Below are 26,780 nucleotides of genomic sequence, written 5' to 3' on the forward strand. Positions count from 1 at the left end.
ACGCGCTGCACCCTATTACGGTCAACTTTCCGGCCCACAGCGGGTTGGCTGGTTGGTTGCTTGACGCTATCTCCTTCTAACCGCGGGGCGCCACTCGCTCAAAGTCTAAGTTCGGTACCGCGTTCAAATCGGGACCCGCCGTAACACCCTTAGCCCACTCAATGTGAGCCGCCGCGCCGACCATCGCCCCGTTATCGCCACACAGGCGCAACGGTGGAAAGACCATCTCGGTGTCGGGAAACCGCACCGCCATCACGCTGTTCAACGCCTCACGGAGACCCTGGTTAGCCGCCACCCCACCAGCGACGATCAGCTGCTTCACGGGGTGAGTGGTCAGCGCACGCAACGTCTTATCAACCAGTACGTCCACCACGGCCGCCTGGAAACTAGCCGCTAAGTCCGCCCGGTCCAACTGGTCACCAACTTGGTCCACGTGGTGCACCGTGTTGATAAACGCCGACTTAAGCCCACTAAAGCTAAAGTCCAAGTTGTCCTCATGCATCATGGCCCGCGGGAAGTTGAACGTATCGTGACCCTTGTGGGCCAACGCATCCATTTCCTTGCCCGCCGGATAGTTAATGCCCAGGATGCGGCCGACTTTGTCGTACGCTTCACCCGCAGCGTCGTCCCGGGTTTCACCGATCACGTGAAACGAACCGGGCGCGTCCACGTAGACGATTTCCGTGTGGCCACCCGACACCATCAAGGCCAGGAATGGGTACTGCAAAGTAGTGACAAACGCAGCGGCGTAGATATGTCCGGCCATGTGGTTGACCGGGATCAACGGTAAGTGGTGCGCGTAAGCAATTGTCTTCGCAGCCGTCACCCCGACTAAGAGCGAACCCACCAGTCCGGGACCATACGTCACCGCCACCGCGTCAAGGTCGTCATAACCGACCCGCGCGGTGCGTAACGCATCATCGATGATCATGGTAATTTGCTCTACGTGGTGGCGACTAGCCACCTCCGGTACGACCCCGCCAAAGCGTTTGTGGCTGTTGATCTGCGTTGCAATAATGTTGCTTAATATCTTGTTGCCATCTTGAATGACAGCTACTGACGTCTCGTCACAGCTAGATTCAAACGACAAAATTAGTTCGTGTTTACTCATACTTTTCCTTGCTCCATCTCCGCACAGGCCGGTGATAAGTCCAGTTGCATATCCAACGCGTCTTGGTGCGTGGACGCATAGTAATTGCGTTTGATCCGGCCGTCACGAAAGCCCAGACTGCGATACAGTTGCTGGGCATTGGCATTATCCGTGCGTACCTCCAGGGTCATCCGCGCCGCATGACGCTTCTCCGCCACGGCCATCATCGCCTGCAACATGGCTTTGCCCAAGCCGTGCCGCTGGCAATCGGACGCTACTGCCAGATTTGTGATGTGCGAATCCGCACCATGAAATGACGCACCGATAAAGGCCACGACACGCCCTGCCATGTTTACGGCCACCACGTACAGCCGCGAATGGACTTTCTGCAGTTCAGACAGAAAGACAAACCGATCCCAGGGGGTATCCCCGTAAACGTCCCGCTCAATATCCAAAGCTGCACCAATGTCGGCCGCCGTCATTTGGCGCAAAATAATTTCCACGTCGCTCACGGTGATCGTGCGGGCGCTAAAGGCTAGTGCTGATGTATTCAACTGGTCAAACCACACCTTAAACCTTTTCCACATAATGCTCAGATCCTTGATTATCATGCGTTTTTAGCCAATTACGTTCGGCTTCGGTGACCCGCAAATAGCGCGGTACAAAGCTGTCCACATCAACTGGCGGCAATAACGTTCCCAGTTGGGCCAACCGACTTCCGCGTGGCAACGCCGCAATGTCGTCTGCAAAACGGGCGCCATGTCCCAGCTGGGCGAGGATTTCTTCCCGCATGGTTGGCGTCGCGCCAATAAAGATGGCCGGCTGCCGCAGTGCTTGCACCTCAGCAATGAGTGTGGGCACCGCAATGTGCCGGTCCTGAATGACGTTGCGCAAGCGGCCGTCAACCCACTGGTAGCCACCAGCAAACACGTTGTTGCGCCGCGCGTCCATCATGGGCACAATCAGGCTTCCGTGTCATGCACGTTGGCCGCCAAAACAGCCAGACTTGACACGCCGACGAGCTGAATATCCTCCGTGTACGCCAGGGTCTTTGCCGTCGTTACCCCAATTCGCAGGCCGGTATAACTGCCAGGTCCGGCAGCAACAACGACCCGATCCAGATCACTGGGCTGCAAGCCACTCTGCTGCATAAGCTGCTCAATTGTGGGTAACAATTGCCCGCTATGTGAGCGGGCATGATTCAATGTGGTCTCGGCAAGTACCTCATTGTTAGCAGTCACCGCGACGCTCATGGCTTTATTCGACGTATCGATCGCTAAAATTTTCATTTTACTTCTCCCCCCTTTGCACAAAGATATTTGCACTTAGTTTAACACAACCACTCTTCCTTGCGGCAGGCAACCCTGCTGGCACATACGCAAAGTAGCGCGGTTAGTGCCAAACTGCTGAGACTTGGTGGGCCAGTCCACTGTGATCACTACTGTACCTACAATAGCCGCACGCACCGCGGCCGCCATCAAAAAAGGAAAGTCCAACAAGACTTTCCTTACTCAATAACAAATCAACTTTATGCGAGTGACGGCCGCACCGCGGTCACCCCTTTGAGCACCCCGTAAATCAACACTGCCTGAATCGGTAGCTCAATTAAGTTCTTGATGACCCGGGGCCACAGGATCACTTTGAGGTCAAACCCCATCAGCACCAGCCACCAAGTCCCCATCACCACATTGACTAACACAATGACCAAAACCGTGGCCACCACCACGCGCCAAATGCTGGCACTATGGTCGTGAAACAAGATTCCGTAAATTGCGGCAGCCACCGCTGCCGATAACGTGTAACCTAAAAAGTCAGCGCCACTACCGAACAGGACAAAACCAACCTGATCCAGGATGATTGCTGCCCCCGCTGCCCACCAGGGACCAAAGTAGTAGCCCATTAAGGCCGTCGCAATGAACGCCGGGCTGACTTTCAAAAACTCGGTCCCAATCGAGAACCGGGCGAGCACCAATTCCAGCGCCATCAGTAGCGCCAAGAACACCATCGACCGCGTATTCAAACGTGGCGAACGAAAACTAAATATTTGCATTGTAGCCATCTCCTTGTGGAGACGCCTAAGGGCAGACCACGCTGCATTGACCAATAGGCCAACACGCGACGCTAATACAACTCGCCGCACACCGACACGGTACGGAATGGGTGTGACGTAGCCCAATCTAAGACGAATGCGGTGCATACATCGCGCTCTACCCCACGGTAGCGGCTTCGTCCGGTGTTCACATTCCGTTCCACCAGCACTTAACGCGTATGTACCTACTCCTTATTTTTTTGTAAGTTGAGTACTTACTGCCTAAGCGTAACATGGTCCCCACTAAGCTGGCAAGGGTGCCCAAGTAATTTCCGCAATCGCGTTGACCTGGTCGCCGGTAGAAATACGGTGCAACGTCGTTGGCGTCGCGGCATCCACCACGTGCCGGAAAGCCGCCGTCGTCACGTCGTCTGGCCCCACTTCCTGTTCGTACTTAATGTTGACGCTAGTCGGCCGGTAATGGCGCAACCAGTCGGTACCCAGGCTGTCGCACATCCAGTCAAAGTAGTGGACGTTATTGACGTGCCCGTTAAAATCGATGTCAAAGTAGCGGACGCGGTAGTCCCGACTACCATCCGCCGCATCGAATTTAGCTACCCGCGGTAACCGCTCAACTTTGGCACTCTTGACTGCCCCCGTAGGCGCGGCCACCGCTTCAATGATCGGCATCATCTTACGCTTGGTTAGGTCAAACATTACCCAGGTGCTGTGAATTTCGGCTAGCGTATGCCCATCCTGATCGTCGAGCCCATAAGTACGGTAGCACAATAGCCGGTTGTAAGACGTGGCCTCCGTCCAGACGTGCAACTGCTCGTCCACGCGGGGCAGCCGCTCAATTGTCATCTGATTTTGGGTAATCACCCAGCCCGCACCATATTTAGCTAAGCCGGCCACCCCGACCCCTAATTGGTCAAGTTGGTGTTCAGACACCAGCATCATAATGTTAACGGCGTCGGCAACGCTAATGTCCCCGTTGGCAGTGCCCATGAAGAACGGTACCTGATAATCCTCTGAATAACGCAAACAATACCCTCCTTGATTACCTAGTGAATATCATGAAATTCATTATAAACGGACTGCCGGGTCCGCCCCAGGCGCTTAGCCACTTGCTTGATGGCGGCGTTTGGAGCTAACCCACCGTCAATCGCGGCTTGTACTTGCTCCGTGACCGTGCCGGTCGCTTGCGGAGCACTAACAGGTAGCTGCCCATCACCAGGAGCGATGAGAATCACGTACTCACCGCGCGGATTAGCCGCCACCGCTTGCAATTCACCCAGCGTGCCCCGGTTAAACTCCTCAAATTTTTTTGGTTAATTCCCGCGCCACGACCGCTTGCCGCTCATCACCGAACACCTGCGCCATTGTGGTTAGCGTTTTGCCCAACCGGTGCGGTGCCTCGTAAAAAATGAGCGTGGTTGGGTGGTGTACCCAATTAGTCAACGTGGCAGCCTGTTCAGTGACTTTACGCGGTAAAAAGCCGTAAAACGTGAACGGCTGGGGGGCCAATCCCGAAGCAATTAGCGCCGTTAACCCGGCATTCGGCCCGGGGAGCGGCACCACGGGAATTCCCGCCTGGGTGGCCGCGGCCACCAGCTCCGTCCCCGGGTCGCTAATGGACGGCATGCCCGCATCACTGACCTGCGCAATGTTGGTGCCCGCACGCAACTTTTCCAGAAGCTCGGGAATACGCTGCTGCGTATTGTGCTCATGAAAACTGATCTGCCGGGTCTCGATGTCAAAGTGGCTCAACAACTGGCCGGTATGGCGCGTATCTTCGGCCGCAATCAGATCTACCGACCGCAACGTATCAATGGCGCGCACCGTCATATCGTCGAGGTTACCAATCGGCGTAGGTACTAGGAACAGCGTCCCCGTATCGTGTTGCGCAAAGCTTTTTTTGCACCTGCATAACTGACTCCTTCTAACAAAAATGGGCTTGGACCCAAACACACCGTCACGGCGCACCGCCCGTACCCACAGCCTAATGCCATCACTTATTGCTACGCTCATTATCAGCGTCCGCATAAATTACCGCGGAGCAAAATGCACACGGTTCACCGTTCAACCGCCGTGAACCGTACTGGAACGAACACACGTGATAGCCCTCATTATAGATTTTCTCCAGGTTTTGCTTGGACTTCGATAAGCCACCCTTTGTGGCAGGCTGCTTGGGGGTCCCGTCCGGTTCGGTCAGCTCTTGGAGTCGGTCGCGGAGGTGCTCATTTTCAATCTTTAATTCGGCGTTTTGTTCCATCACCGCAGTAAAGTCTTCGCGCAGGTCTGCCAGCCTTTGCGTCAACGTTGCGGCGGTATTCGCCGCTTGCTGAAATTCTTCAAACACATCCCGATCCGCCATTGCTGACTTACCCCCGTAAAATTAGTAATACCATTTGTTCCATATTTGCCTGAAAATTAACGTTACTCTCAATCTGGGCCGCCGCGTTCAGTACGATTTGCATGCCAGCGGCGACTGTGGCCCCCGGCAATGTAGCAAGCTTGGCAACACCGGCATCTTGTTTGAACACCGCCGCCTCTGCACCGTAACAACGATTAATGGCTTCCGAGTAGCTAAAGCCAACAAGCGCACAAACTGGCGTTGGCTATCGCGGTCCGGGCACGCTTTAACCACATCCGTTTGTATAAACGGGAAGGCCAATTCGTCGTGTGCAGCTAACCGTGCCACCAGTTGCAACATGACGTGAATCCGTTTAGCCACGTCTTCGTCATTGGCTAACGCCACCCCATCATCAACCGAAACCGTCATCCGGGCCACCACGCCGGCACGGCTCGCCGCCACCCCGGCTTTGACTAACTGGGCCTCAACGTCTCTACGCCGCGGAGCCGGAAACTGGATGACCTGGGCCCGCGACAACACCGTTGGTAGTAACCCATTGCGGTTGGTGGTCGTCAGAATGATCAACATCCCTGGGTACGGTTCCTCAAAAAAACTTGAGTAAGCTATTCGCCGCGGCGGCGGTCATCCGGTCCGCATCTTCAATGATGAACACACGCCGATTGCCTTCAACCCCTGACTTACTCATCTCTGCCTTCAAGCCACGCACAGCATCAGCTTTCACCGTCGTGCCCTCCGGCCGAATGGTGAGCACATCAGTATGGTTCCCCGTCAGCACCCGTTGGCACTCAGCGCATTCGCCACAGGGTTGTCCCCCCTGTAGGTTAGTACAAAAAAAGGCGCTGGGCTAGCCATCGTGCCAGTGCGTTGGGGCCACTACCTCGGGGGCCGACAAACACGTACGCCTGTGATAACCGGTCGTGCTGAATCACGTTTTGAAATTGCTGTACCAGTCCCGGTTGCAACTGGTTGATCTCTGCCGTTGCCATTAGAACTGGTGGAAGGACTCAACTGGCATCACGAAGACGGTTGCCCCGCCCACTTGCACCTCAATGGGGTACGACTGGCCGGCTTCCGCCGTTTCCACGTTCATGATTGGCGGCGTCATAAACTGTTCCCGCGTTTCACCGTTGTCCTTAATGATATCGAGCACTTCGTCGACCCGTTCGTCTTCAATACCGACGATAAACGTTGTGTTACCAGCCTTTAAGAAACCGCCGGTGGTACTCAGCTTCGTAGCCCGCACGTTGCGTCTACAAACGCCGCACTGAGATTAGTTGCATCCTTATCCTGCACAATTGCCAAAATTAACTTCATGGTTTTCCCCCTCAGCCCTAATTATTCCTGCCAGTAATTGACGAGATATTGCTGCAGTACCGCTAGCGTGTCGGCACAAACTTGGTCCAGTGCCTGGGTCGCATCGATGGTCTTGATTCGCTGCGGATTAGCCGCTGCCAACTTTAGGTACGCTGTCCGCACCCGGTCGTGGAAACTCTCCGTTTCCTGGTCGAGTCGGTCGTATTGTGTATCCCGACGGTGCGCATTAATTCGCGCTAAGCCAACACTGGCCGGCACGTCTAGGTAAACCGTTAAGTCCGGTTTGAGGCCCTCCGTTGCAAAATCGTTAAGGGCGGCAACGGCTGCCTCGCCAATACCGCGGCCAGCACCCTGGTAGGCGATGGAGCTATCCACAAAGCGGTCACAAATTACGACTTTACCCGCTGCCAACGCTGGCCGAATTTTCTCGACTAAGTGTTGTCGACGCGACGCCGCGTACAAAATGGCCTCCGTCCGGGGATCCATCTCGGTATTATCCGGGTCCAAAATTAGGTCCCGGATGCGTTCGGAAATTCGGGCCCCACCAGGCTCGCGGGTTTCCACCAACGGCACGCGCAGGTGCGCAGCTAACGCGGGCACTACCCGCAGCAGAACGCTGTCCTTTCCCGCACCATCGGGTCCCTCAAATGTGATAAATACACCAGTCACGTCAACAACCCCTTTGTCGCCTATTCTACTGTAATTAGCCAATCAGGGCAAAGCCGCACGGGGACCCGGGGGAGTAGCGGAGCCTACCAAATCGGGCACGAGAGAAACATTAAAAATAAAAAAAGCAGGCTGGTTAGCCTGCTTGAAAGGATTCTAGCGCAACTGCTTGCGCTCCAAATTGTACCGCACCGAAAAATCCTCGACCTGTTGGCCCGAAACCTTACGGGTGCGCGCTTGGCGGTGCAGGAAGTCAAACAGCCCCTCCTGCAGTTCCACCTGCGCTTGTTGCCGCAGATCTGTAGCCCCCTCAGTCGAATTATTCAAAATCTTGTGGGCCCGCGCACTCTGGTCGCGTACCGCGTAAATCAATTCCAGTAATTCTGCGTCGTGCTGCAACTTAGCGCTGGTTTTTTTTGCGTCCAAACATTCCACTACCCCTATAATTCCGTCCGGCCCTCGACGGCCTTCATCAACGTCATTTGATCGGCATACTCGATATCACTACCAACGGCCAGCCCGTGAGCCAGCCGGGTCACCTTGATGCCCGCTGGTTTGATCAGGCGTGCTAGGTAGGAGGCGGTGGCCTCCCCCTCAGGTGTCGCGTTCGTAGCAACGATCACCTCGTGCACCTCATCGTTGTTTTGTAACCGCCGGATCAGGCTGGTGATGTTAATATCATCGGGACCTAACCCTTCAATCGGTGACAACACCCCGTGCAGGACGTGGTACAGACCGTGATATTCATTCATTCGGTCAATACTCATGACGTCCTTGACTTGCTCCACCACTAAAATGGTGCCCCGGTCACGCGACTTATCCGTGCAAATCGCACAGGGGTCCACGTCGGTGATGTTGCCACAAACCGAACAGTAGTGTAACTGCTCCTTAGCGTTAACTAACGCATCGGCAAAGGTGTGTACGTCCTCTTTGTCCATATCAATGGTATAAAAAGCCAGGCGCGTCGCAGTTTTTTCGCCCACGCCCGGCAACTTCATGTAGCTATCGATTAGCTTCGCAATTGGATCTGGATATTGCATATTCTCTCCCTAACTTAGCCAACAACTAAAACGGCAGTCCCTGCGTGTACTTACCATCTTGGCCTGGGTGGTCTGCTCAATTTGGGCCAACGCGTTGTTGACTGCTTCCAGCACCAGGTCCGACAACATGTCCGGATCATCGGGGTCAATGGCCTCGGGGTTAATGTTCAAACCCGTCATCTTCCGGTCACCGGTAAAGTCAGCTTGTACCAAGTCCTGGGCGCTCTTGCCCGTAAAGGTGGTCTTGTTGATTTCATCCTGCGTGCTGGTCATTTCCTTCTGCAACTTCTGCATCTGCTTCATCATGCCCTGCATGTTGCCCATGTTGCCCATACGACCCATATTTGCCATTACGATAAACTCCTTATTATTTTCATTATTGTTGATAACGATGTTGGTACTGAACGCCTTTTCGGGGAATGTGATACGGATTCAGTGTGGCCAAAGCCAAGCTGATTAGACACGCCTGCCAAAAAGAAGTATTGAAACGAGCTCCGCCCCACAGAAAGCTGCCGCGTAAGGTGACCAAGTCAAAAGGCCAAACCCGGGCCTTTCAGGCATCACGCCCACTAGAAAATGGTTGAAACGAGCTACGCGGGCCAGAAAGCTATCGCGTATGGCACTTAACCATCAAGCCAAAAACCGGCCTTCATGGTTAAGTGCCATACGCTACCGCTTTCTAAGCGGCCCGCTCCGCTCTCTAATCCCCCTTCACCGTGACATTATCACTCCCAAAAATATCCGTCAACGTCTCGACGGCCTTATCCTCAGCGCTCGCTTGAGCGTCCACCTTGGCTGCTTCCTCATCCGCTGGTGCCGCCGACGACTCCGCCCCAGCTGACGTCGCTGCTGCACTCGCCTGCCGCTTCTTGAAGCCAACTTCCTTGATGAACCGTTGCCGCACCACCGGCCACTGCGCCTTTTCAATCAACACGACCTGCTCGTCATGGTGCAGGAACTGCTTTAACGAATCCTCAACTTCTTTGAGGAGTACCGCATCATTCTGTACCCGCTCAACCATAATGTCGTAATCAAAGCTGATAATCACGCCGTCAGGACTAGCCGCTACCGGCTCACTGATGTTCATCATGGCCTTCCGCCGGTCCGTTAACTTGTTCAGCACATCGGGCCAAACGCTCCGCAGCGCCGCCAAGTCATCCTTGGTGGCCTTCCCCAAAATCGGGTAAATGGCGTGCGTGTTGACTTCGCCATGCTTCCGGCTGCGGTTCGGTTGCGCCGCCGCCCGCCGTGGCGCGGCTTTGGTGCCACCATGGGCGGACAACTGCTTGACCGTCTTACTCAGCTCCGCCACCGTTGACCGCAGTTCATCCACTTCCGCTGCAGTGGTAGCCGTTGCCGCCGGCTGCTTCGTTGGCACCGCGTCCGCATCCGTGTCCGGCGTGGCCGGTTGTGTCAACTGCACTGTGGCCACCTGCAAATATAACTCCGGCTGATTGGTCAGCCGCAACTGCTGCTGGGTCCGGTTCAACGTGTTAACTACGTGAAACAGCCACTGCGCATCGAGTGATTTAGCCAACTGCTTAAACTCATCACCCGCCAGCGCTAACTCCCCGGAATCTACCAGCTCTGGGGCTGACTGGTAAACCAGCAGGTCGCGCGCATACGCAATCAGGTCGTCAATCAGCCGTGCCGGATCTTTACCGGCCGCCAGTACGTCACGCACCACCGTTAACCCGGCAGCCACGTTGCCCTGGCGCACATCAGCAAGGTATTGACCTAACTCCTGCTCCGTCACGGCACCGGTCACGTCCTGCGCCGCTTCGAGACTAACGTGGTTCTCACTAAAATTGAGGACCTGGTCCAGAATCGACAGGGCGTCACGCATACCACCTTCAGCGGCCCGTGCAATCACGGCCAGCGCTTCGGGATCGTAAGTGATTTGCTTATCATCCAAAATATCGCCCAAGTGGTGCTCGATATCGTGCATGGTGATCCGCCGAAAATCGAACCGCTGCGTGCGCGAGATGATGGTTGCCGGAATCTTGTTGGGCTCCGTGGTAGCCAAAATGAACACCACGTGGGCCGGTGGTTCCTCCAACGTCTTCAATAACGCGTTAAACGCACCGGTGGACAACATGTGCACTTCATCGATGATGTACACTTTGACCCGGGCCTCGGCGGGCGCATACTTGGCCTTATCCCGAATGTCGCGGATCTCATCCACACCATTATTGCTGGCAGCATCGATTTCAATCACGTCTGGTTGGCTTCCTTGGTTGATAGCCGTGCAGATGGCACAAGTGTTATCCGGCTCGCCGTCCTCGACGTGCAAACAGTTCAGGGCCTTCGCCAAAATTTTGGCCACACTAGTCTTACCGGTACCCCGCGGGCCCGTAAACAGGTAGGCGTGACTGGTCTGCCCAGTGGCAACCGCGTTTTTGAGTGTCTGGGTGATTGCCTCCTGGCCGACCACTTGGGTAAAGGTCTGGGGCCGCCATACCCGGTATAATGCTTGATAACTCACGTGTGGTCATCCTTTCTGTACTAATAAACTAAGGTTAATTCTACCATAGATGGCGAGCGTTTTACCGGTACTTGCTGAATGGTCAGTGTATGCAAAAAGGGCCGGAACGATGTCCGACCCCACTCAATATCATAATAACAAAAGGCACATGGTGAACCAACCTTAGTGCTGCTTCCTTCCGGACCTGACACGATTCGGAAAGCCGCCATTGCCTTCAGGCCTTTCGGCACTGTTTATTATACACAGTCCAGTTACGTTTGGCCAGACCCGGATTTTAAACCGCCGGGTGCGCGTCCGTATCGACCTTGGCGGCTTTTTGCTTGGCCCGGATACCCCGGAAAAAGCGCGTGAGCATCGCACTCGACTCCGCCTGGAAGATACCGCCAACTGAACCGACCTGGTGGTTAAACCGACTATCGGTCAACAGGTTGACCAGCGTACCGGCCGCCCCGGCTTTAGGATCTGGCGCACCCCAATAGCAAATCCGTACCCGGCTGTTGATCATCGCACCCGCGCACATCGGACACGGCTCGAGGGTGACGTACAGGTCACAATCTTCTAGCCGCCATGAATGCCGCACCATGCACGCCTCACGAATCGCCATCATTTCTGCGTGGTGGGTTCCATCCTGCGTGTGTTCACGCATGTTGTGCCCGCGACCAATCACCTGGCCGTTGTACACCACGACCGCACCAATCGGTACCTCACCGATGGCCTCGGCTTTAGCGGCTTCCCCCAGTGCGACCTTCATGAATCCTTCAATTTCTTCACGTGTGGCTGTCATGCCGCGTCCTCCTAGCCCTTGATGCTGTGTAAAATGTAGTAACCTTTGTCCTTACGGAGCACGTCACAATTGCCAAAGGTGGCCTGCAACAGCCTCTTGGCGCTGGGTGCACCCTGCTTCTTCTGTAGCACCACAAACAGCTCCCCGCCACGGCGCAGGTGGCTGAAGGCCCCCGTCAAAATAGCGTTCACCACGTCTTTGCCTGCGCGCACCGGCGGGTTGGTGACCACCACCCCTAAATCAGTCGGTGGCACGTTATCAAACGCGCTGGACTCCACGATTGTGGTCCGATCCGCCACCCCGTTAGTCGCCGCGTTACGCGTGGCTAAGCCCAGCGCCCGCTCGTTGACGTCACTCATCCATACGTGGCGGTCTGGCCACGCCAAAGCTAGGGCAATACCGATGGGCCCATAACCGCAGCCGATATCCGCCACGTCACCACTTGGCACCGTGGTCCGCTGTGCGACTGTTGCGATCAATACCCGGCTACCATAATCGACCGTGTGGCGTGAAAACACCCCACTGTCGGTGGTCAGGCGCACGTCATGACCCGCCAGCGGAAAGTTAAACGTGACCTCATCATGGGCCACATCGGGATTATTGGTGTAGTAATGTTCCATGTGCGTACTCCTTTATACCGCCCCGCGTTTGGGCGGCCATCTAAAGGGATTATAACAGACCAACGCTGGTTACGGAGCGTTCACCCTCGCTTTCTCCACCAATTAGCATCATCTATTGGGGAAGAAGTTAGCGTGCTTTGGACAAAGACGTCAAAAAGGGCCCGTGACAATTCCTGATTTGGAATTGCCGCGGGCCCATACTTTAACCTGCAGCCAAGTAGATCACCGCAGACTACTTTTTATTCAAATCTGTAATCGAATTGACCTTTGTCATGTACGTTGGTACCGCCAAGCCAACCTTCGCACCCCGGAGGTTGACCCCCAAGTCAACGAACTGGCCGCGATACTTACGGTAGTACACACCGCTAGTATTCGGCAACCAGGCGCAGACCTGCGCGTCCGCCGCTTTGGTCGCAATTGACGCCCACATCGGTTGCATTTCCATCGACTGAATCGTGACCTTGTAGCCAATGCTCCGGAGCACTTCCGCCACGACGTTAGTTGACGCCACCTCGGAGTCCCAGGCCACGTACGTCATTTTAAGCGACTGCCCGTGCACATGCTTGACCCCGGCAGTCCACTGGCGGACCTGCTGCGGATGTTGCTTGATCCACTTGTCGGCCGACCGCTTGGGGTCAGCCCCCTTGTTCACGGCTAACATCACCTTGGACATTTCGGCCTTCGTCCAGTGGAAACGGTTGAGCACCGTGTAAGCTTCCGGTTTGTCCTGTTTCAACCCTTTGCGCACCACCGTGTGGATATTTTCCGCCTTACCAAAAACACCCTTGGGATCACGCAAGAACTTCAGCTTGTACTTGGTGAACATCCAGTGGGGTTGCCAACCAGTGACAATAATCGCCTGCCGGTTCTTAATGGCTTTCCCCAGCGTACTGGTCATCGCCGAGGACGAACTGGTTTGTAGTTGCCATTTACTCAGGTGGTACTTCTTGATGGCCTTTTGCGCGGTGGCCATTTCACCGGCACCAGCATCAATGCCAGTGATGGTGTAATCCACCTGCGGACCGACCGCCTTGTTGGCTTGGTACTGCGCCAAGTCGGTACTGCACCCCGCTAAAGTCGGTACCAAGAGCACCACGCGGCGACCAGTAGCCACCACCATTGACGTTGTTTCAAATGCACAATTGGTCCCTCCTCGCTAATGCTCCGGCTTGTTCACAAGTTGCGTGATCCGGTCCAAAATAATCGCGATAATCACGACCGCCAACCCGGCGGTGAACCCGGACCCGGCCTCGTTACGACCAACGGCAAAGTAGACGTCGGTCCCCAGACCCATGGCCCCGATCATTGAAGCGGTCACTACCATTGATAGGGCCAACATCAGCGTCTGGTTAACCCCGGACATGATGGTCTTCCGCGCCAACGGCAGCTGGACTTTGACCAACTTTTGCCAGCTCGTTGAGCCGTAGGAATCAGCCGCCTCGATTAAATCGCTCGGCACCTGCCGAATTCCCAGGTTGGTCATGCGCACTACCGGGGGCATGGCAAAAATCAGGGAAGAAATGACCCCGGGCACGGTCCCAATACCGAAAAACGCGACGGCTGGGATCAGGTAAACAAAGGCGGGCATCGTCTGCATGAAGTCCAAAATGGGCTGGATGATCGTCTGGGCCACGTTACTTTTGGCCATCAGGATCCCCAGGGGAATCCCAATCACCAACGCAATGACACTCGACGTCAACACCAAAGACAGCGTCCGGGTCATGTCCTGCCAGTAATCCAAGTTCCAAATCAGGCCAGTCCGACCAGTTCCAGCACCAATAGCCAGTACCGTGGGGCTTTGCGACTCAAGAACCAAGTCCATGCCATCACCAACACGATAAATAGCCATTGTGGCAGTAAATCAAACACCCACTGAAAGGCACCGTTGATTCCAGAAACAAAGTTAATAATTACGTTGAAGAACCCGGTGAACTGGGTCAACCAGTTCACCAAGCTATCGACAGTTAGCCAACGGCAACTGGGGAATACTTGCACCAAATACATTCATCATTTTGTCACCCCCACTAGTCGCCCGCGATAGCAGCTAACACTGCACCACGAATAACCACACCAATCAACCGCTGCTGATCATCCAGTACCCCCAAAGGTGCGGAGATCGACGAAATTTCGTCAATGATGCTGTTGATTGGCGTGTCGACGGTAGTCGTCTTCACGTCGGGGTTAACGATGGACTTGATACTCCGGACGGACCGGTCGTGGTCATCTTCAATCAACTTAACGGTATCACGCGCTTCAATAAAGCCCACCAGTTCGCGGCGGTTGTTGATCACGAACAGCGTCGACACTTCGTTATCCCGCATCCGCCGCAGCGCTAAACGCGGACCATCCGTGTCCACATTCACGGTGTACGGCCGAATCATGACGCTGCCAACCGTGATGACCTTGGTCCGGTCAACATCCTCGATGAACCGTTCCACGTAATCATTAGCCGGCGCCGTCAAAATTTCTTCCGGCGTCCCGATCTGAACCAACCGACCATCACGCATGATCATGATGCGGTTACCGATTCGTAACGCTTCATTTAAGTCGTGACTGATAAAGATAATGGTTTTATGCAGGTCAGCCTGTAATTCCAGTAACTCATCCTGCATATCCTTCCGGTTCAAGGGATCCAGCGCCGAAAAGGCTTCGTCCATCAGTAGGATATCCGCGTCATTCGCCAACGCGCGGGCCAAACCGACCCGCTGTTGCATCCCCCCGGAAAGTTGGTCCGGATACTGATCGGCGTACCCGTTTAAACCCACGCGATCCAGGGCCTTGTTGGCCTTGGCGTACCGTTCTTCCTTGCCCACACCCTGGATCTCCAGACCGTAAGCGGCATTATCTAATATGGTACGTTGCGGGAAGAGGGCGAACTGTTGGAACACCATGCTCATCTTGTGCCGCCGCACTTCCCGTAACTGCTTCTTATCAAGCTGCGTGAGGTCCTCACCGTCGATGGCGATCTTACCAGCAGTGGGTTCAATCAGTCGGTTGATCATCCGGATCAGCGTCGATTTACCCGACCCAGACAACCCCATAATGACAAAGATTTCCCCAGACTGGACGTCGAAGCTAATGTCACTCACCCCGACAGTCGACCCTGTGGCCTTTAAAATTTCTGCCTTACTCTTGCCGGCCTCGATCATAGACCGTACCTGTTTGTTGTGGCCACCAAAAATCTTGGTGAGGTGTTCAACCTTGACCTTTTCCATACGTAGCCTCCCTTAAACTTACTTTTGCACTATGCAACAAAACCGCATTACGTTAAAAATAAGCAATGTAATGCGGCAACCATAATTAATACTGGGGGTAAAATCAGTGTTTGTCAAATGGTTCACGCTTTGCAAACAGCTATGAAAACGCCAAACCATGCCGGTTGATGCGGTGCAAGCATCATGAGAGTCGCTCTCATAATTAATGCTCGTGGCAAACCAGTTCTCGGGCAAAATCGACAATTGAACAACAAAATTTCGGTCAAAGTTTCCCCATCACCAGACCCAAGACACCCCCATCATGACCAACGGACTAAACATGTCACATCCAGCCGACCGCCACTGATTACAAGTAGACCAATTACCATTATTGAGGATAGTGACCGCCGCACGCTACCCGCTAAACTGTTGATTGGGTCAAACGCCGCTTTGACTTTTACTCATATTACTGTTAGAATTCTCATCATATTAACAGCCGCGTTCAGGAAATAGTACGGTGGTCCCCCAGCAGTGTCAGAGAGCGTCATGTTTGCTGCAAGTGATGCCTGTTGGCCCACCAGAATGAATCCTCGTCAATTACGGTCGGTGACACACGCCTTAAGTGTAAGTGGTTCCGCTGTGGCGGAACAAGGTAGGTGGTACCACGACTTTGGCCGCCCTATCATGATTCAGTTCATGGTAGGACGGCCTTTTTGATTGACCAGGTATTCAACTGTGCCCCGCGACCCGCAATAATTGTTGTGCCTAGTTTAGTTGTCCGTTTTATGTACAAACCTGAGGAGGATAAACGTTATGCAGAAACAATCACATCGTGGTCTGAGCATTCGCACCGTCGTCGCCATTGGGATCGGCGCCGCCATCGTGTTTCTATTAAAGCGGTTTGGCTCCGTTCCTACTGGGGTCCCGAACACTAACATTGACACGTCCTACGGTTTCCTGGCCTTCTTTGCCAGCCTGTTTGGACCGATTGCCGGCTTCATTATCGGGTTTTTGGGCCACATGCTCAACGACCTCACTTACGGCACCCCATGGTGGACGTGGGTCTTTACTACCGGGATCTTTGGTGGCGTCATCGGGCTCTTCTGGAAACGGTTTGACGTCGAGGGGGGTAACTTTGGTGTCAAAAAGATCGTCAGCTTCAACGTGCTGCAAGTGATCACTAACTTGGTTGCTTGGGTGCTCCTCGCGCCAACCCTGGACATCCTGGTCTACTCCGAACCCGCAAATAAGGTATACTTACAGGGTATTGTATCCGGAATTAGTAACGCCATCTCCACCGGCGTTATCGGCACCATCCTACTCGTCATTTACGCCGCCTCACGCACCAAGCGTGGGTCGCTCAAGCGCGAGTAGACACAAACCTCAACTGAGCCGCCATCCGCTATGGCGGTGCACCAACGGGCTATTACTAGACCCACCGCGTAGGTCTGGTAATAGCCTTTCTATCGATATGCCACACTACTTTGCTTTCATTTGGGAGACAACATGCCAGCAATTACATTCGACCACGTTAATTTTCAGTACGAAAGTCAGGCTGAGCCGACGCTCCACGACATCAACCTCACCATTCACGCCGGTGAAAAGGTGCTGATTGCGGGCCCGTCCGGTTCGGGTAAGTCTACGCTCGGCAACCTGATCAACGGTTCCATCCCCCACTCCATCAAGGGACATGTGACCGGGACCGTCCGCATCGGCGATCAGGACACCCAAGACGCCAGCCTGTTCGACTTATCCTTGCTGGTCGGTACCGTGTTGCAGGATCCGGACAGCCAGTTTATCGGCCTCACCACTGCGGAAGACATCGCCTTTGGGCTCGAAAATGACCGCGTCGCCCGACCGGAGATGCACCAACGGGTGGAGGAATGGGCGACGCGTTTGGGCATCGCCGCGCAGTTGCACCAATCCCCCCAGGAACTATCGGGGGGCCAAAAGCAGCGTGACGCGATGGCGGGCGTATTGATCGATGACGGCGACATCCTCCTATTTGATGAACCCTTAGCTGCACTGGATCCCGCAAGTGGGCGCAAGTCGATTGCCTTAATCGACAAGTTGCACCAACAATTACACAATACCGTCATCATCATTGAGCACCAAATCGAGGACGTACTGACGCGGCCCGTGGACCGGGTGATCCTGATGGCGGACGGACGTATTATTGGCGACCTCACCCCCGCCGAGCTTCTGCGTAGTAACCGGCTGCAGCAAATTGGCTTGCGGGAACCGCTGTACGTCGAAGCCCTGCGCTACGCTGGGTGCGACCTGAACCAGGTCGACCACATTGAGGACATCACTGCCCTCGATACTCAAGCTCTGGCACCCACTTTGCAGCACTGGCAGGACGGCGCCGCAGCCACACCACCCACAGTCGCGCGGACACCACTACTAGACGTTACCGACCTCCACTTTGGTTACAACCGGCACACGCCAATCTTTGACGGCCTGAACTTGACTATCAACCGCGGTGATATGTTGGCCCTTGTTGGTCGCAACGGGGTGGGTAAGTCGACACTGAGTCAAATTATTACCGGTTTCCTGAACCCCGCAGCGGGCCACCTCACTTACCACGATGGCGACCAGAAAGTTGACCTCGCTACCCTATCCGTGAAGGAACGGGCCGACAAGATCGGCTACATCATGCAGGACCCCAACCAGATGATCAGCCAAGTGATGATTCGGGACGAAGTCGGCCTCGGTTTACGCCTCCGCGGACTAGACGACGACACCATCACCAAGCGCGTGGATGACACCCTCAAGATTTGTGGCCTGTATCCGTTCCGCAACTGGCCCATCAACGCATTGAGTTTTGGCCAGCGCAAACGGGTGACCATTGCCAGTATCCTGGTGCTCCAACCCGAACTGCTGATTCTCGATGAACCAACTGCCGGTCAGGACTGGCGCCACTACACAGACATGATGACGTTTTTGGAACAACTAAACCAGCAGGGTATCACCATGATGTTCATTACCCACGATATGCACCTCATGCTCGAGTATGCTAACCGCACGGTAGTGCTGGGTGACCAGGGTGTCATGCTCGATGCCCGCCCGTCCACGGTGCTCGCCAACCCCGAAGTGTCAGTGCCGCTGCTTTAGCCCCTACCAGCCTTTACCAACTGGCAGAACGTACTGGCATCGACCCCGATGCTTTTACTCAGCACGTCATTGATACGGAAAGGAGTGTGCGCCGCTAATGAGCTTCCAATTATTTGGCTTTGACGACCAGGACACCTGGCTACACCACCTCAGCGGCGCCACCAAGCTGCTTGCATTTCTGGGCCTGTCCATCATTGCGATGATTTCCTACGACGCCCGTTTCCTAGCGGCCATCACCATCATGTCGTTGATCCTGTTCAAACAGGCACACATCACTTGGCGACAAATTCGCCTGGTGACTAAGTTCATCCTGTTCTTTTCCATTCTGAACCTGCTGGCGGTCTACGTATTCAGCCCGGAGTATGGTGTCCACCTGTACGGTACGCGCCACCTGATCCTCGGTAGCACGGGTTACTTCACGCTGACCCAAGAACAGTTATTCTACGAACTGAATTTGACCCTTAAGTACATCGTCACGGTGCCGCTAGCCTTGATTTTTCTGATGACCACCAACCCGAGCGAGTTCGCCTCAAGTTTGAACAAAGTCGGCTTGTCCTACAAGGTCAGTTACTCGGTGGCCCTAGCACTCCGGTACATTCCGGACGTGCAAAGTGAGTACCACCAAATTAGCTTAGCGCAACAAGCCCGCGGGTACGAACTGTCCCGCAAAGCCAACCTCTGGCAACGGCTGCAGGGCGCGGGTAAGATCTTGATCCCGCTGGTCTTTGCCAGCCTAGACCGCATCGATACGGTCAGTCGCGCCATGGAGCTACGCCGCTTTGGGCGTTACCGTAAGCGCACGTGGTACATGGGCCGTGACTTTCACGCCAGTGACTGGCTAACGCTGCTCGCAACCGTCCTGATTATTATCCTCGGCATCGCGCTCTTTAAGGTCAATGATGGCCGGTTCTGGAACCCGTTCCGCTAACACAACAAAAAGCACAATGGCACCACGCGGACAATCCGTTTGGTGCCATTGTGCTTTTTTTATGATGCGGTGACTACCAATTACGTAGCGGGAATACGCCGGCAGCACCCAAAATGATACCGATAAACGAACCCACAGCAAAGCCAACCGGAACGTTGTGTGTTAGTCCACCAAACAGTACCCCGAGAACTTGGCCTAACCCAATACCTATTAATAGCGACGTGTCATGGTTACGGGATTCCATAAAACCACCGCCCCTTCTTACACCCGAATAATAACAGGCATCGGTTGATTTTGCAAGCGCTTTCTTGTAAAACAGCTAGTCAATGAGGCCGAGGTGTTGGAGACCATTAATAACACCGCCATGATCAAAATTTGTGGTGACGTAAGTAGCCGCGGCCTTCACTGCTGGTAGCGCGTTGCCCATGGCCACTCCGTGATCGACGTACGCAATCATCTCCCGGTCGTTCAACCCGTCCCCAAACGCAAACGTGGGCACTGACTGACTAACCGCAGCTTGCACCGCCTGAATCCCGCGAACCTTGCTGGCGTTGCGGGGAATGATGTCGATATCGTAATCAAAATTGCGGAAGAAACTTAAGCCGGGAAAGGCCGCACCCAGCACCTGATCATCCGTCCGGTTTTCGGTGAAGGCCATCATCATGTACACAGGCTGCGTCTGGTAATCCCTTGGGCGCACCGGCGGCGTTGGTTTGGCAATGGCGGCGTAACCAGCCACAACGGCCGGACTCATCCCCGATAGCCACTCACCATCAGCATTGTAGTAGCCCAGCATTACGTGCCGTTGGGCCGCCATCGCGGTCAGCTGGTTCACCACGGTGGTCGGCATCGTCTGGGCATAGACCACCGTCCCCGCTAGCTCCACATACTGGCCGTTCAGCGCCACCAAACTGTCAATACCACTGGCCACCATCACGTCCCGGATTCCCGCCGCCGGGCGTCCCGTGGCGATCACGGGTTGGTACCCGCGCGCCCGTAGTTCATCCAAGGCTTGGCGAACAGCCGGGTCAACGTGGTGTTGCGGGTTGAGAAGCGTTTTGTCTAGGTCAAAGAAAACCAAACCACGCGGTGTCTGCATACTAACTGGTCCCTTCCGGTGTGCGTTCATCCCGACGCACATTATTTACCTCCAGCATGCCCGATTACCGCTCAACTTGCAAGCCCTTTCTTGATGCCGTAATTGCCAGGACTAAACGCCAAGAGGTCCACAACTCGTTGGGAGTTGTGGACCTCTAAGTCAATGCTACCTGTAAAAATTATTCTACCGTCAGCAACGCGTCACTGTTGTTGATAGCGATGTGGCGCCGGCCGGTTTGGGTGATCCACCCGCGCGTACTAAACTCGGCCAACTTGCGACTGACCGTTTCGGGCGTGGTCCCCAAATAGGCGGCCAGGTCCTTTTTGGGTAGTGGTAAGTCAAACGCCTGGTGTCCCATTCCCGCACTGGTTTCCACCAGGTAATTGGCTAGCCGAGCTGCGACGCTAGTGGTGTTGGCCGCCGTGGCTTGGGCTTCCAGCCTGACCACCCGCTGACCCAGGGCATTGAGCACGTTTAGCGCCAACGGTGGCGTGGCCTGCAGCAGGTGCTGAAAGTCCTGGCGACTAATGGTGCACGCCTGTACCGCCGTCAACGCCGTGGCCGTGGTGGTCCGCTCTGTCGGCGTAAATAGGACGGCTTCACCATCAAAGTCGCCCAGCTGCAGTAATCGTAGCAGTTGTTCACGGCCGCTGGCGGTTGACTGTGTGACTTTGACCTGTCCCCGCGCAATGATCACTAACGTGTCGGCATCGGTGCCCGCGGTAAACAGTTGCTCCCGGGCCTGGTACGTATGGTCACGGACCAACGCTGCGATGGCCCGCACGGCCGTTTCATCGAGCTGCCGAAAAATTGGCACCAATTGTACACACTCGATGGATGCCTGGATGTCCATGCCACTCACCTCCCACCAACATTATACGCGCCTAAAACGCGTCATCGTCATCATCCTCATCATCCAGACCAGTCCGGGCGGCGTGCCCCAGCACGGCCTGGTACAGTCGGATCTGGTGCCGGTTCCAGCCGTACAACGCCGTCATTGTCGCTGCCAATGCTGGCCGCTCTTCCTGATTGGCCAAAGCAATTGCGCGCGTAACGAACAGGTTATCGGTATCCCAATCGTGCACTAACCCGTTGATGATGGTGTCTGTATCACGATACTTCTGGGCCCCGTCTTCCTTGAGCATCGTCCAGGATGCGTATTCGGACATCAAATTAGCGGGAATTTCGCCCTCATCCAGTAAGGCGTCCGCAACCCGGTCGATCCAAGTACTATTTTCCTGATTGGTCGTCCGTAACGCGGTAGCCAGTTGCGGAGCTGCGACCCCGCGAATAAACCACGTCGCCTGACGCAACTTATTAGTGAGAATCACGTGGTTACTCAGAATGTGGTTGATCATTGCCCCAGCCGTGGGGACGTGATGGTCATGCTCAGCTCGCTCCTGTTCAACTTGATACAACGCTTCTGCCGTTGCCATTACGCCAACTCCTTTACTTTGCTACCCACAACCGTATAACCCAACTTAGAGACCACCGTGCTCAAGGCGTCCGCACTCGTGACGTGCGGGTCGAACTTGGCCTTTAGCTTGGCCGCGTTAAATAGCACCTTGACGGCCTGCACCCCGTCAACACCCGCCACGGCGTGCTCGATTTTCTGCATACAGGACGGGCAAGTCAGTCCGTCTAACTTCAAAATTGCCATTGTCATCATTGATCAGTCCTTTCACTACCCTTAATTTACCTTGGTTACCGCCACATTAACTTGATGCTGATCAAGTTGCGTTGTTTTTGGCCCGCGCTGGTGGTGCAACAAGCGCAGGGCGTTAGCGATGACCACCAGAATGGACGCTTCGTGCACCAGCATGCCACTGGCCATTTGTACGACACCGAGTACCAGGCCCAGCAACAATAACGCCACCGTGCCCACCGCGATCACAATGTTTTGGCGCGTGACCGACCGCGTCGCTCGCGCGAGGTGCACGGCCTGGGTCAGTGTGGCAAAGGTGGGCCGGACCAATACAACATCGGCCGTATCGAGCGCTACCGCAGTACCGCCACCCATGCCGATACCAACATCCGCCGTAGCGAGTGCGGGGGCGTCGTTAATGCCATCACCCACGAAGGCAACTTTGTGCCCTGCCGCTTGTGCTTGCCGGACCACGGTCAGTTTGTCCGCCGGCAGCAGCTCTGCTTGCACTGAGTCGATCGGTAACCCGGCCGCAATGTGTTGTGCAGACGCGTGGTTATCGCCCGTCAGCATGACCACATGCTGAATGCCCCGTTGCTTCAACGCCGTTAAGCCCGCCGCCGCGTCTGGTCGCACCACATCGTTAATGCCGACCGCCAACCGTAACTGCCCCGCCACTGCCAGCAATACCACCGAATCACCGTGCCGCTGAATGTCATTCATTCCAGCTTGAGCGTCCCCAGTAATGGGCACCTGGTGCGACTGCATCAACCGTAAGTTACCGACTAAATACCGCCCATCAGCACTCACCAGGCCACGGCCCTTCACGGTCGTCATGGCCGGCGCACTTGGTAGCGGTAAGTGCTGCTCCCGGGCTGCCCGCATGATGGCCTGCGCCAGCGGGTGCTGGGAATCAGCCTCAATGGCCGCCAGCAACGCCAGGTCCGCGTCCGCATGCCCCACAAAGTCGTGCAGGTGGCTCAACGTCATTTTCCCAGTAGTAATCGTGCCGGTCTTGTCGAGCATGATCGTATCCACACCGGCGAGCGCGTCGGTCGTGGCGCCGCCTTTGAACAAAATTCCCTGACTCGCCGCGCGGCCGATACCGGCCACATTCGCCACCGGCGCACCGATCACCAGCGCGCCGGGGCAACCAAGCACCAGCATGGTAATGGCCAACCGCACGTCCAATGTAACCAGGCCGACAAGTAACGCAATCACCATCACGGCGGGCGTGTAGTACCGGGCAAAGCGGTCAATGAACCGCGCAACCGGAGCCTGTGCATCCTGGGCATCTTCCACCAGGGCCACGATTTGGCCAAAGGTGCTGTCCTCTCCGGCTGCCGTCGTGTTAATGGTCAGCGCGCCGCTATCGACGGTGGCACCGGCATAGACCTGGTCACCAGTAGTTTTAGCCACCGGTGCAGCTTCACCCGTAATGACGGCTTCTACCAGTCGGGCCGTGCCCTCCACCACCGTCCCGTCCACGGGGACCTGATCGCCAGGCCGAACCCGCACGTGCATACCAGGTTCAATATCGTCAATATCCATGGCGGCCACGTGTCCCGCCGCGTCAACTACAGCGGCCTGTTGCGGAGCCATGTCCGTCAGGGCGCGCACTGCCGACCGGGTTTTGGCTAACGTGCGGGCTTCCAGCACGTTACCAAAAAGAAACAGGAAGGTCACAATGGCAGCCTCATTCGGCTCGCCAATGGCCAACGCCCCTACACACGCAATGGTCACCAGCAATTCAATACTGACCGTCCGCATGCGCAACGCGCTCCATGCCCGTAACGCAATCGGTATAGTGCCCAGAACGCCAGCCAGGTACATCACCCCTAACGCCACGGCGGGTAGTCGTAGCCACCCTACCAACCAGCTCACAAGGATCAACCCTGCCAACACCAAACTTGCCTGACCAGGATGTTGGTTCAAATATTGTTGCCACCGCATCATCAATCGCCTCCATTAACTTAATTGCTGCTGCATGACTATAGGCTAACTCGGAGGCCACCCCAACGACCTTGATGCGGGTCAAGTTCAATCACTAATGCTAGTTGTCATATTATCGGACGTGAATACACTTACAAGATTAGAATATGACATCCTGTCATGTACCGTTCTGGTTTAGCCTTCGCCAAGAACTATTCTTGTTGGTACGCCACCCGTAACCGGTTACTATTCGTCAGAATATTGCTATTAGGTAACCAATACGCGTATAATTGATATAAGGCATTAACAATTGTTAGATACGTAAACGCTAATCAAACGGGGGTGACCGCAATGAAAGTAATGATGGCTTTGGAAAATGTGGTGATGGACGGCGTCAAACGAGCCTCGACTGTGCTGGCCAACGCGCTCACCGACCATTACGATATGTATTATTACTCGTTGGCCGACGCCCCCCGCTACTTTGAACTTGACGCCCCCCTGATCATCGCGGATCCACCAACTGATCCACACCGGCTAACTTCTTCGGTAGCCAACCCTACGAAGTATTCGCCGACCAGATTGGTGATATGCTGGCGACCATTGAACGACTTAAAATCGACATGGTCATCCTCCCGGCCGGACTCCTGACCAGTTTTGCCCCCCTGATTCGCGCCAAACTGCCCGCCGTGGGCTTAATTGGCTGGATGCACAATAATTACGACACCTACGTCAACGACTATTACGGTTACATGCGCAAGGAGTTCCGCGCTGGTCTACGCGCCGTGGACACCCTGGTGACGCTCACGGAATCCGACTTCCACTCGTACAGCGCGTACAACCAGCACACGGTCAAAATCTACAACCCCATTACCATCCAGGCCACCGGACGCGCAAACCTGGACACGCAATCGGTAGCCTTCACCGGGCGCATCGCCATCGAGCACAAGGGCATTGACTTGCTGCTCGAAGCCACGCGCAACCTCTACCCCGGCTGGCATATCAACATTGCTGGTAGCGGCGACGACGAAAACATGGCCGTCTTTAACCAACTGATGGATTTCTGGCACTTACACGACCGCGTCCATTTCCGCGGCCCACTCAAGGACGCGGAGCTCACACAGCACTACGAAGACGCAGCCATCTTTGCTTCCACCTCGCGTTGGGAGGGGATGCCCCTCGTGATTGGTGAGGCAATGGCCTTCGGGTTACCCATTGTGGCCATGGAAAACACCGGCAGCCGTGAGTTTATCGGTAACGACGAGTTCGGCATCATCACGCGCCCCGGCGATCCCGACGACTTTATGCACCACCTCAACCGCATGATTGCCAACCGTGAATTACGTAAGTACTACGCGGAACAGTCCTTGAAGCGCGCACAAGACTTTAACATCGACAAAATTGTGGCTGATTGGCGGCCGATTATTGAACGTCTGCCCGTCCCAGAGCCATAACGTCAAAGAAGGTGTACCGATAATGAATATCGGTACACCTTCTTTATTGTGACGCTTTTTACAAGAGTTGCTGCAGGCCGTAACCCACACCATCCTCATCGTTGGACTTGGTGATCACTTGGCCCACCGCTTTGATCTCAGGCAGGGCGTTTGCCATCACCACCGGCGTGCCCACCATCTTCAGCATGGGTAGGTCGTTATGACCATCACCAAATGCCGCGGTATCAGCCGGCTGGAGGTGTTCACGCGTCATGATGTAGTTGATGCCGCGCGACTTTTGTGCTTCAATATGGGTCACCTCTAGGTACGCCGTCCCCGACTGCGCAATCGCCACGTGAGGTAGTTGCAGGCTCCGGACAAATTGTTGTAGACGCGCCATTTCGTCACGATCAAAGGTGATCATCATCACCTTAAAGACCGGTTCCGTGGGACTGGTCAGGACGGTCCGCCAATCAGCCAACGTCGGGGTTTGGCCGGTCAGTTTAGCTTCATAGCGCAAACCAGGCGTCACACGGTCGGCATACCATCGGTTCAGGTCATAAAAACTGAGGCTGACATTGGGAAAATCCGTGGCCACCGCCCGCAACAGCGTCGTGGCCGCCAAAAACTCGATGGTCCGCTGACTAATCACGTTCCAGCCATGGGCACCCGGTTGGTAAATCAAGCCCCCGTTAAAACCGATTTGTGGGGCGTGCAAATTTAGCATGTGGATGGCGGCGGCCATCTCCATGGGTGCACGTGCTGATACCAGGGTGAGTGGCACCCCGCTGTGCTTGATCATCGCGGCATTCGTGGCACTAACAACGCCAGCACTATTCAGCAGCGTGCCGTCCATATCACAAAAAAAACGTGTCTAATCGTCCCCAAAACTCATCCACCGTCCTCATAATTCAATATCACCAGTGTACACCATGTTGGGCAAAGGTTGGACGTTGTGCACGTCCCAATACCCCACTTTCCAACGCCATACTTTCATAATCATGACACACACTAAGGGACAACAAAGCACCGC

General features: G+C 55.1%; 25 protein-coding genes, 1 other RNA gene, 7 pseudogenes and 1 riboswitch. Of the genes and pseudogenes, 4 read left to right on the forward strand and 29 right to left on the reverse strand.

Translation table 11 applies throughout. The annotated features are described in order from the left end of the window. Positions 1-76: 76 nt before the first annotated feature. From tsaD to JCM13996_RS06830, 22 genes and pseudogenes are all read right to left on the reverse strand, one after another. Positions 77-1,111 (reverse strand): tRNA (adenosine(37)-N6)-threonylcarbamoyltransferase complex transferase subunit TsaD, encoded by a 1,035-nt coding sequence (gene tsaD / locus JCM13996_RS06735; RefSeq protein WP_054750550.1) that lies wholly within the window; start codon positions 1,109-1,111, stop codon positions 77-79. Continuing rightward, the gene (gene rimI, locus JCM13996_RS06740; protein ID WP_054750551.1) at positions 1,108-1,677 is read right to left on the reverse strand and encodes a ribosomal protein S18-alanine N-acetyltransferase; all 570 of its coding nucleotides are present in this window, start codon (positions 1,675-1,677) and stop codon (positions 1,108-1,110) included. The genes tsaD and rimI overlap by 4 nt, the downstream gene beginning before the upstream one ends. Beyond that, positions 1,661-2,379, reverse strand: a pseudogene (gene tsaB / locus JCM13996_RS06745) (tRNA (adenosine(37)-N6)-threonylcarbamoyltransferase complex dimerization subunit type 1 TsaB). The gene rimI and the pseudogene tsaB overlap by 17 nt, the downstream one beginning before the upstream one ends. A 239-nt stretch (positions 2,380-2,618) precedes the next feature. Continuing rightward, positions 2,619-3,140 carry a folate family ECF transporter S component gene (locus JCM13996_RS06750; RefSeq protein WP_054750552.1) on the reverse strand — a complete coding sequence of 174 codons (522 nt, stop codon included), beginning with the start codon at positions 3,138-3,140 and terminating at the stop codon, positions 2,619-2,621. Between the two features lie 128 nt (positions 3,141-3,268). Further along, a riboswitch (THF riboswitch) is annotated at positions 3,269-3,374 on the reverse strand. A 48-nt stretch (positions 3,375-3,422) separates the two neighbouring features. Next, positions 3,423-4,163 carry an acyl-[acyl-carrier-protein] thioesterase gene (locus JCM13996_RS06755; RefSeq protein WP_054750553.1) on the reverse strand — a complete coding sequence of 247 codons (741 nt, stop codon included), beginning with the start codon at positions 4,161-4,163 and terminating at the stop codon, positions 3,423-3,425. Between the two features lie 20 nt (positions 4,164-4,183). Further along, positions 4,184-5,072 (reverse strand): annotated as a pseudogene (rsmI, locus tag JCM13996_RS06760) (16S rRNA (cytidine(1402)-2'-O)-methyltransferase). Positions 5,073-5,130: 58 nt separating this feature from the next. Continuing rightward, positions 5,131-5,496, reverse strand: coding sequence for a DNA replication initiation control protein YabA (locus JCM13996_RS06765; RefSeq protein WP_054750554.1), 366 nt, complete (start codon positions 5,494-5,496; stop codon positions 5,131-5,133). An 87-nt stretch (positions 5,497-5,583) separates the two neighbouring features. After that, positions 5,584-6,063 carry a hypothetical protein gene (locus JCM13996_RS12465; RefSeq protein ID WP_054750555.1) on the reverse strand — a complete coding sequence of 160 codons (480 nt, stop codon included), beginning with the start codon at positions 6,061-6,063 and terminating at the stop codon, positions 5,584-5,586. 16 nt (positions 6,064-6,079) lie between these two features. Beyond that, positions 6,080-6,271: a DNA polymerase III delta subunit-related protein gene (locus JCM13996_RS12470; RefSeq protein WP_054750556.1), complete on the reverse strand. Its 192-nt coding sequence runs from the start codon at positions 6,269-6,271 to the stop codon at positions 6,080-6,082. 46 nt (positions 6,272-6,317) lie between these two features. After that, on the reverse strand, positions 6,318-6,482 hold the full coding sequence (locus JCM13996_RS12475) for a DNA polymerase III delta subunit-related protein (protein WP_082383865.1): 165 nt from the start codon (positions 6,480-6,482) through the stop codon (positions 6,318-6,320). Next, positions 6,482-6,810, reverse strand: a pseudogene (gene darA / locus JCM13996_RS06780) (cyclic di-AMP receptor DarA). The gene JCM13996_RS12475 and the pseudogene darA overlap by 1 nt, the downstream one beginning before the upstream one ends. A 21-nt stretch (positions 6,811-6,831) precedes the next feature. Continuing rightward, positions 6,832-7,479 carry a dTMP kinase gene (tmk, locus tag JCM13996_RS06785; protein WP_054750557.1) on the reverse strand — a complete coding sequence of 216 codons (648 nt, stop codon included), beginning with the start codon at positions 7,477-7,479 and terminating at the stop codon, positions 6,832-6,834. A gap of 153 nt (positions 7,480-7,632) precedes the next feature. Then, positions 7,633-7,902 carry a DUF2508 family protein gene (locus JCM13996_RS06790; RefSeq protein ID WP_054750558.1) on the reverse strand — a complete coding sequence of 90 codons (270 nt, stop codon included), beginning with the start codon at positions 7,900-7,902 and terminating at the stop codon, positions 7,633-7,635. A 14-nt stretch (positions 7,903-7,916) separates the two neighbouring features. Further along, complete coding sequence (gene recR / locus JCM13996_RS06795) at positions 7,917-8,516, reverse strand: recombination mediator RecR (RefSeq protein WP_054750559.1); 600 nt, start codon at positions 8,514-8,516, stop codon at positions 7,917-7,919. Positions 8,517-8,541: 25 nt separating this feature from the next. Then, positions 8,542-8,840 (reverse strand): annotated as a pseudogene (locus tag JCM13996_RS06800) (YbaB/EbfC family nucleoid-associated protein). A gap of 376 nt (positions 8,841-9,216) precedes the next feature. Beyond that, positions 9,217-11,001 carry a DNA polymerase III subunit gamma/tau gene (dnaX, locus tag JCM13996_RS06805; protein WP_054750560.1) on the reverse strand — a complete coding sequence of 595 codons (1,785 nt, stop codon included), beginning with the start codon at positions 10,999-11,001 and terminating at the stop codon, positions 9,217-9,219. 133 nt (positions 11,002-11,134) lie between these two features. Then, an RNA gene (gene ffs / locus JCM13996_RS10480) (signal recognition particle sRNA small type) lies at positions 11,135-11,221 on the reverse strand. A 54-nt stretch (positions 11,222-11,275) separates the two neighbouring features. Then, positions 11,276-11,785, reverse strand: a complete 510-nt coding sequence (gene tadA / locus JCM13996_RS06810) for a tRNA adenosine(34) deaminase TadA (protein WP_054750561.1) — start codon at positions 11,783-11,785, stop codon at positions 11,276-11,278. Between the two features lie 11 nt (positions 11,786-11,796). After that, a complete protein-coding gene (locus tag JCM13996_RS06815) occupies positions 11,797-12,405 on the reverse strand; it encodes a class I SAM-dependent methyltransferase (RefSeq protein WP_054750562.1) in 609 nt (202 codons plus the stop codon). Positions 12,406-12,637: 232 nt separating this feature from the next. Then, the gene (locus JCM13996_RS06820) at positions 12,638-13,525 is read right to left on the reverse strand and encodes a glycine betaine ABC transporter substrate-binding protein (RefSeq protein WP_054750563.1); all 888 of its coding nucleotides are present in this window, start codon (positions 13,523-13,525) and stop codon (positions 12,638-12,640) included. 36 nt (positions 13,526-13,561) lie between these two features. Next, positions 13,562-14,416, reverse strand: a pseudogene (locus JCM13996_RS06825) (ABC transporter permease). A 13-nt stretch (positions 14,417-14,429) separates the two neighbouring features. After that, positions 14,430-15,620, reverse strand: a complete 1,191-nt coding sequence (locus JCM13996_RS06830; protein ID WP_054750564.1) for a quaternary amine ABC transporter ATP-binding protein — start codon at positions 15,618-15,620, stop codon at positions 14,430-14,432. Between the two features lie 792 nt (positions 15,621-16,412). Here JCM13996_RS06830 and JCM13996_RS06835 point away from each other — a divergent pair. The 3 genes and pseudogenes from JCM13996_RS06835 (at position 16,413) to JCM13996_RS06845 (ending at position 19,641) form a co-directional block, all read left to right on the forward strand. After that, positions 16,413-16,973, forward strand: coding sequence for an ECF-type riboflavin transporter substrate-binding protein (locus JCM13996_RS06835; RefSeq protein WP_054750565.1), 561 nt, complete (start codon positions 16,413-16,415; stop codon positions 16,971-16,973). A gap of 132 nt (positions 16,974-17,105) precedes the next feature. Further along, positions 17,106-18,811, forward strand: a pseudogene (locus JCM13996_RS06840) (ABC transporter ATP-binding protein). Further along, entirely contained in the window at positions 18,811-19,641 is an 831-nt protein-coding gene (locus tag JCM13996_RS06845; protein ID WP_054750566.1) for an energy-coupling factor transporter transmembrane component T family protein, read from the forward strand. Before JCM13996_RS06840 ends, JCM13996_RS06845 begins: the two are co-directional and overlap by 1 nt. Before the next feature lie 73 nt (positions 19,642-19,714). On the opposite strand, the gene JCM13996_RS10915 is transcribed toward JCM13996_RS06845, so the two are convergent. The 6 genes from JCM13996_RS10915 to JCM13996_RS06870 all read right to left on the reverse strand — a co-directional run bounded on the left by JCM13996_RS10915 (position 19,715) and on the right by JCM13996_RS06870 (position 24,338). After that, the gene (locus JCM13996_RS10915; RefSeq protein ID WP_156321900.1) at positions 19,715-19,885 is read right to left on the reverse strand and encodes a hypothetical protein; all 171 of its coding nucleotides are present in this window, start codon (positions 19,883-19,885) and stop codon (positions 19,715-19,717) included. Between the two features lie 75 nt (positions 19,886-19,960). Then, on the reverse strand, positions 19,961-20,782 hold the full coding sequence (locus JCM13996_RS06850; RefSeq protein ID WP_054750567.1) for a Cof-type HAD-IIB family hydrolase: 822 nt from the start codon (positions 20,780-20,782) through the stop codon (positions 19,961-19,963). A 136-nt stretch (positions 20,783-20,918) separates the two neighbouring features. Beyond that, a complete protein-coding gene (locus JCM13996_RS06855) occupies positions 20,919-21,593 on the reverse strand; it encodes a Crp/Fnr family transcriptional regulator (RefSeq protein WP_054750568.1) in 675 nt (224 codons plus the stop codon). A gap of 31 nt (positions 21,594-21,624) precedes the next feature. Continuing rightward, on the reverse strand, positions 21,625-22,176 hold the full coding sequence (locus tag JCM13996_RS06860) for a ferritin-like domain-containing protein (RefSeq protein WP_054750569.1): 552 nt from the start codon (positions 22,174-22,176) through the stop codon (positions 21,625-21,627). After that, a complete protein-coding gene (locus JCM13996_RS10920; RefSeq protein ID WP_054750570.1) occupies positions 22,176-22,406 on the reverse strand; it encodes a heavy-metal-associated domain-containing protein in 231 nt (76 codons plus the stop codon). Before JCM13996_RS10920 ends, JCM13996_RS06860 begins: the two co-directional genes overlap by 1 nt. A 24-nt stretch (positions 22,407-22,430) precedes the next feature. Next, the gene (locus JCM13996_RS06870; protein WP_054750670.1) at positions 22,431-24,338 is read right to left on the reverse strand and encodes a heavy metal translocating P-type ATPase; all 1,908 of its coding nucleotides are present in this window, start codon (positions 24,336-24,338) and stop codon (positions 22,431-22,433) included. A 330-nt stretch (positions 24,339-24,668) separates the two neighbouring features. On the opposite strand from JCM13996_RS06870, the pseudogene JCM13996_RS06875 reads away from it, so the two are divergent. After that, positions 24,669-25,768, forward strand: a pseudogene (locus tag JCM13996_RS06875) (glycosyltransferase). A 58-nt stretch (positions 25,769-25,826) separates the two neighbouring features. Here the strand turns inward: JCM13996_RS06875 and JCM13996_RS06880 are convergent. Further along, complete coding sequence (locus JCM13996_RS06880; protein WP_054750571.1) at positions 25,827-26,603, reverse strand: Cof-type HAD-IIB family hydrolase; 777 nt, start codon at positions 26,601-26,603, stop codon at positions 25,827-25,829. Positions 26,604-26,780: the final 177 nt, after the last annotated feature.

Origin of the sequence: Lacticaseibacillus thailandensis DSM 22698 = JCM 13996, from assembly GCF_001312865.1 — a bacterium.
Lineage (GTDB): Bacteria > Bacillota > Bacilli > Lactobacillales > Lactobacillaceae > Lacticaseibacillus > Lacticaseibacillus thailandensis.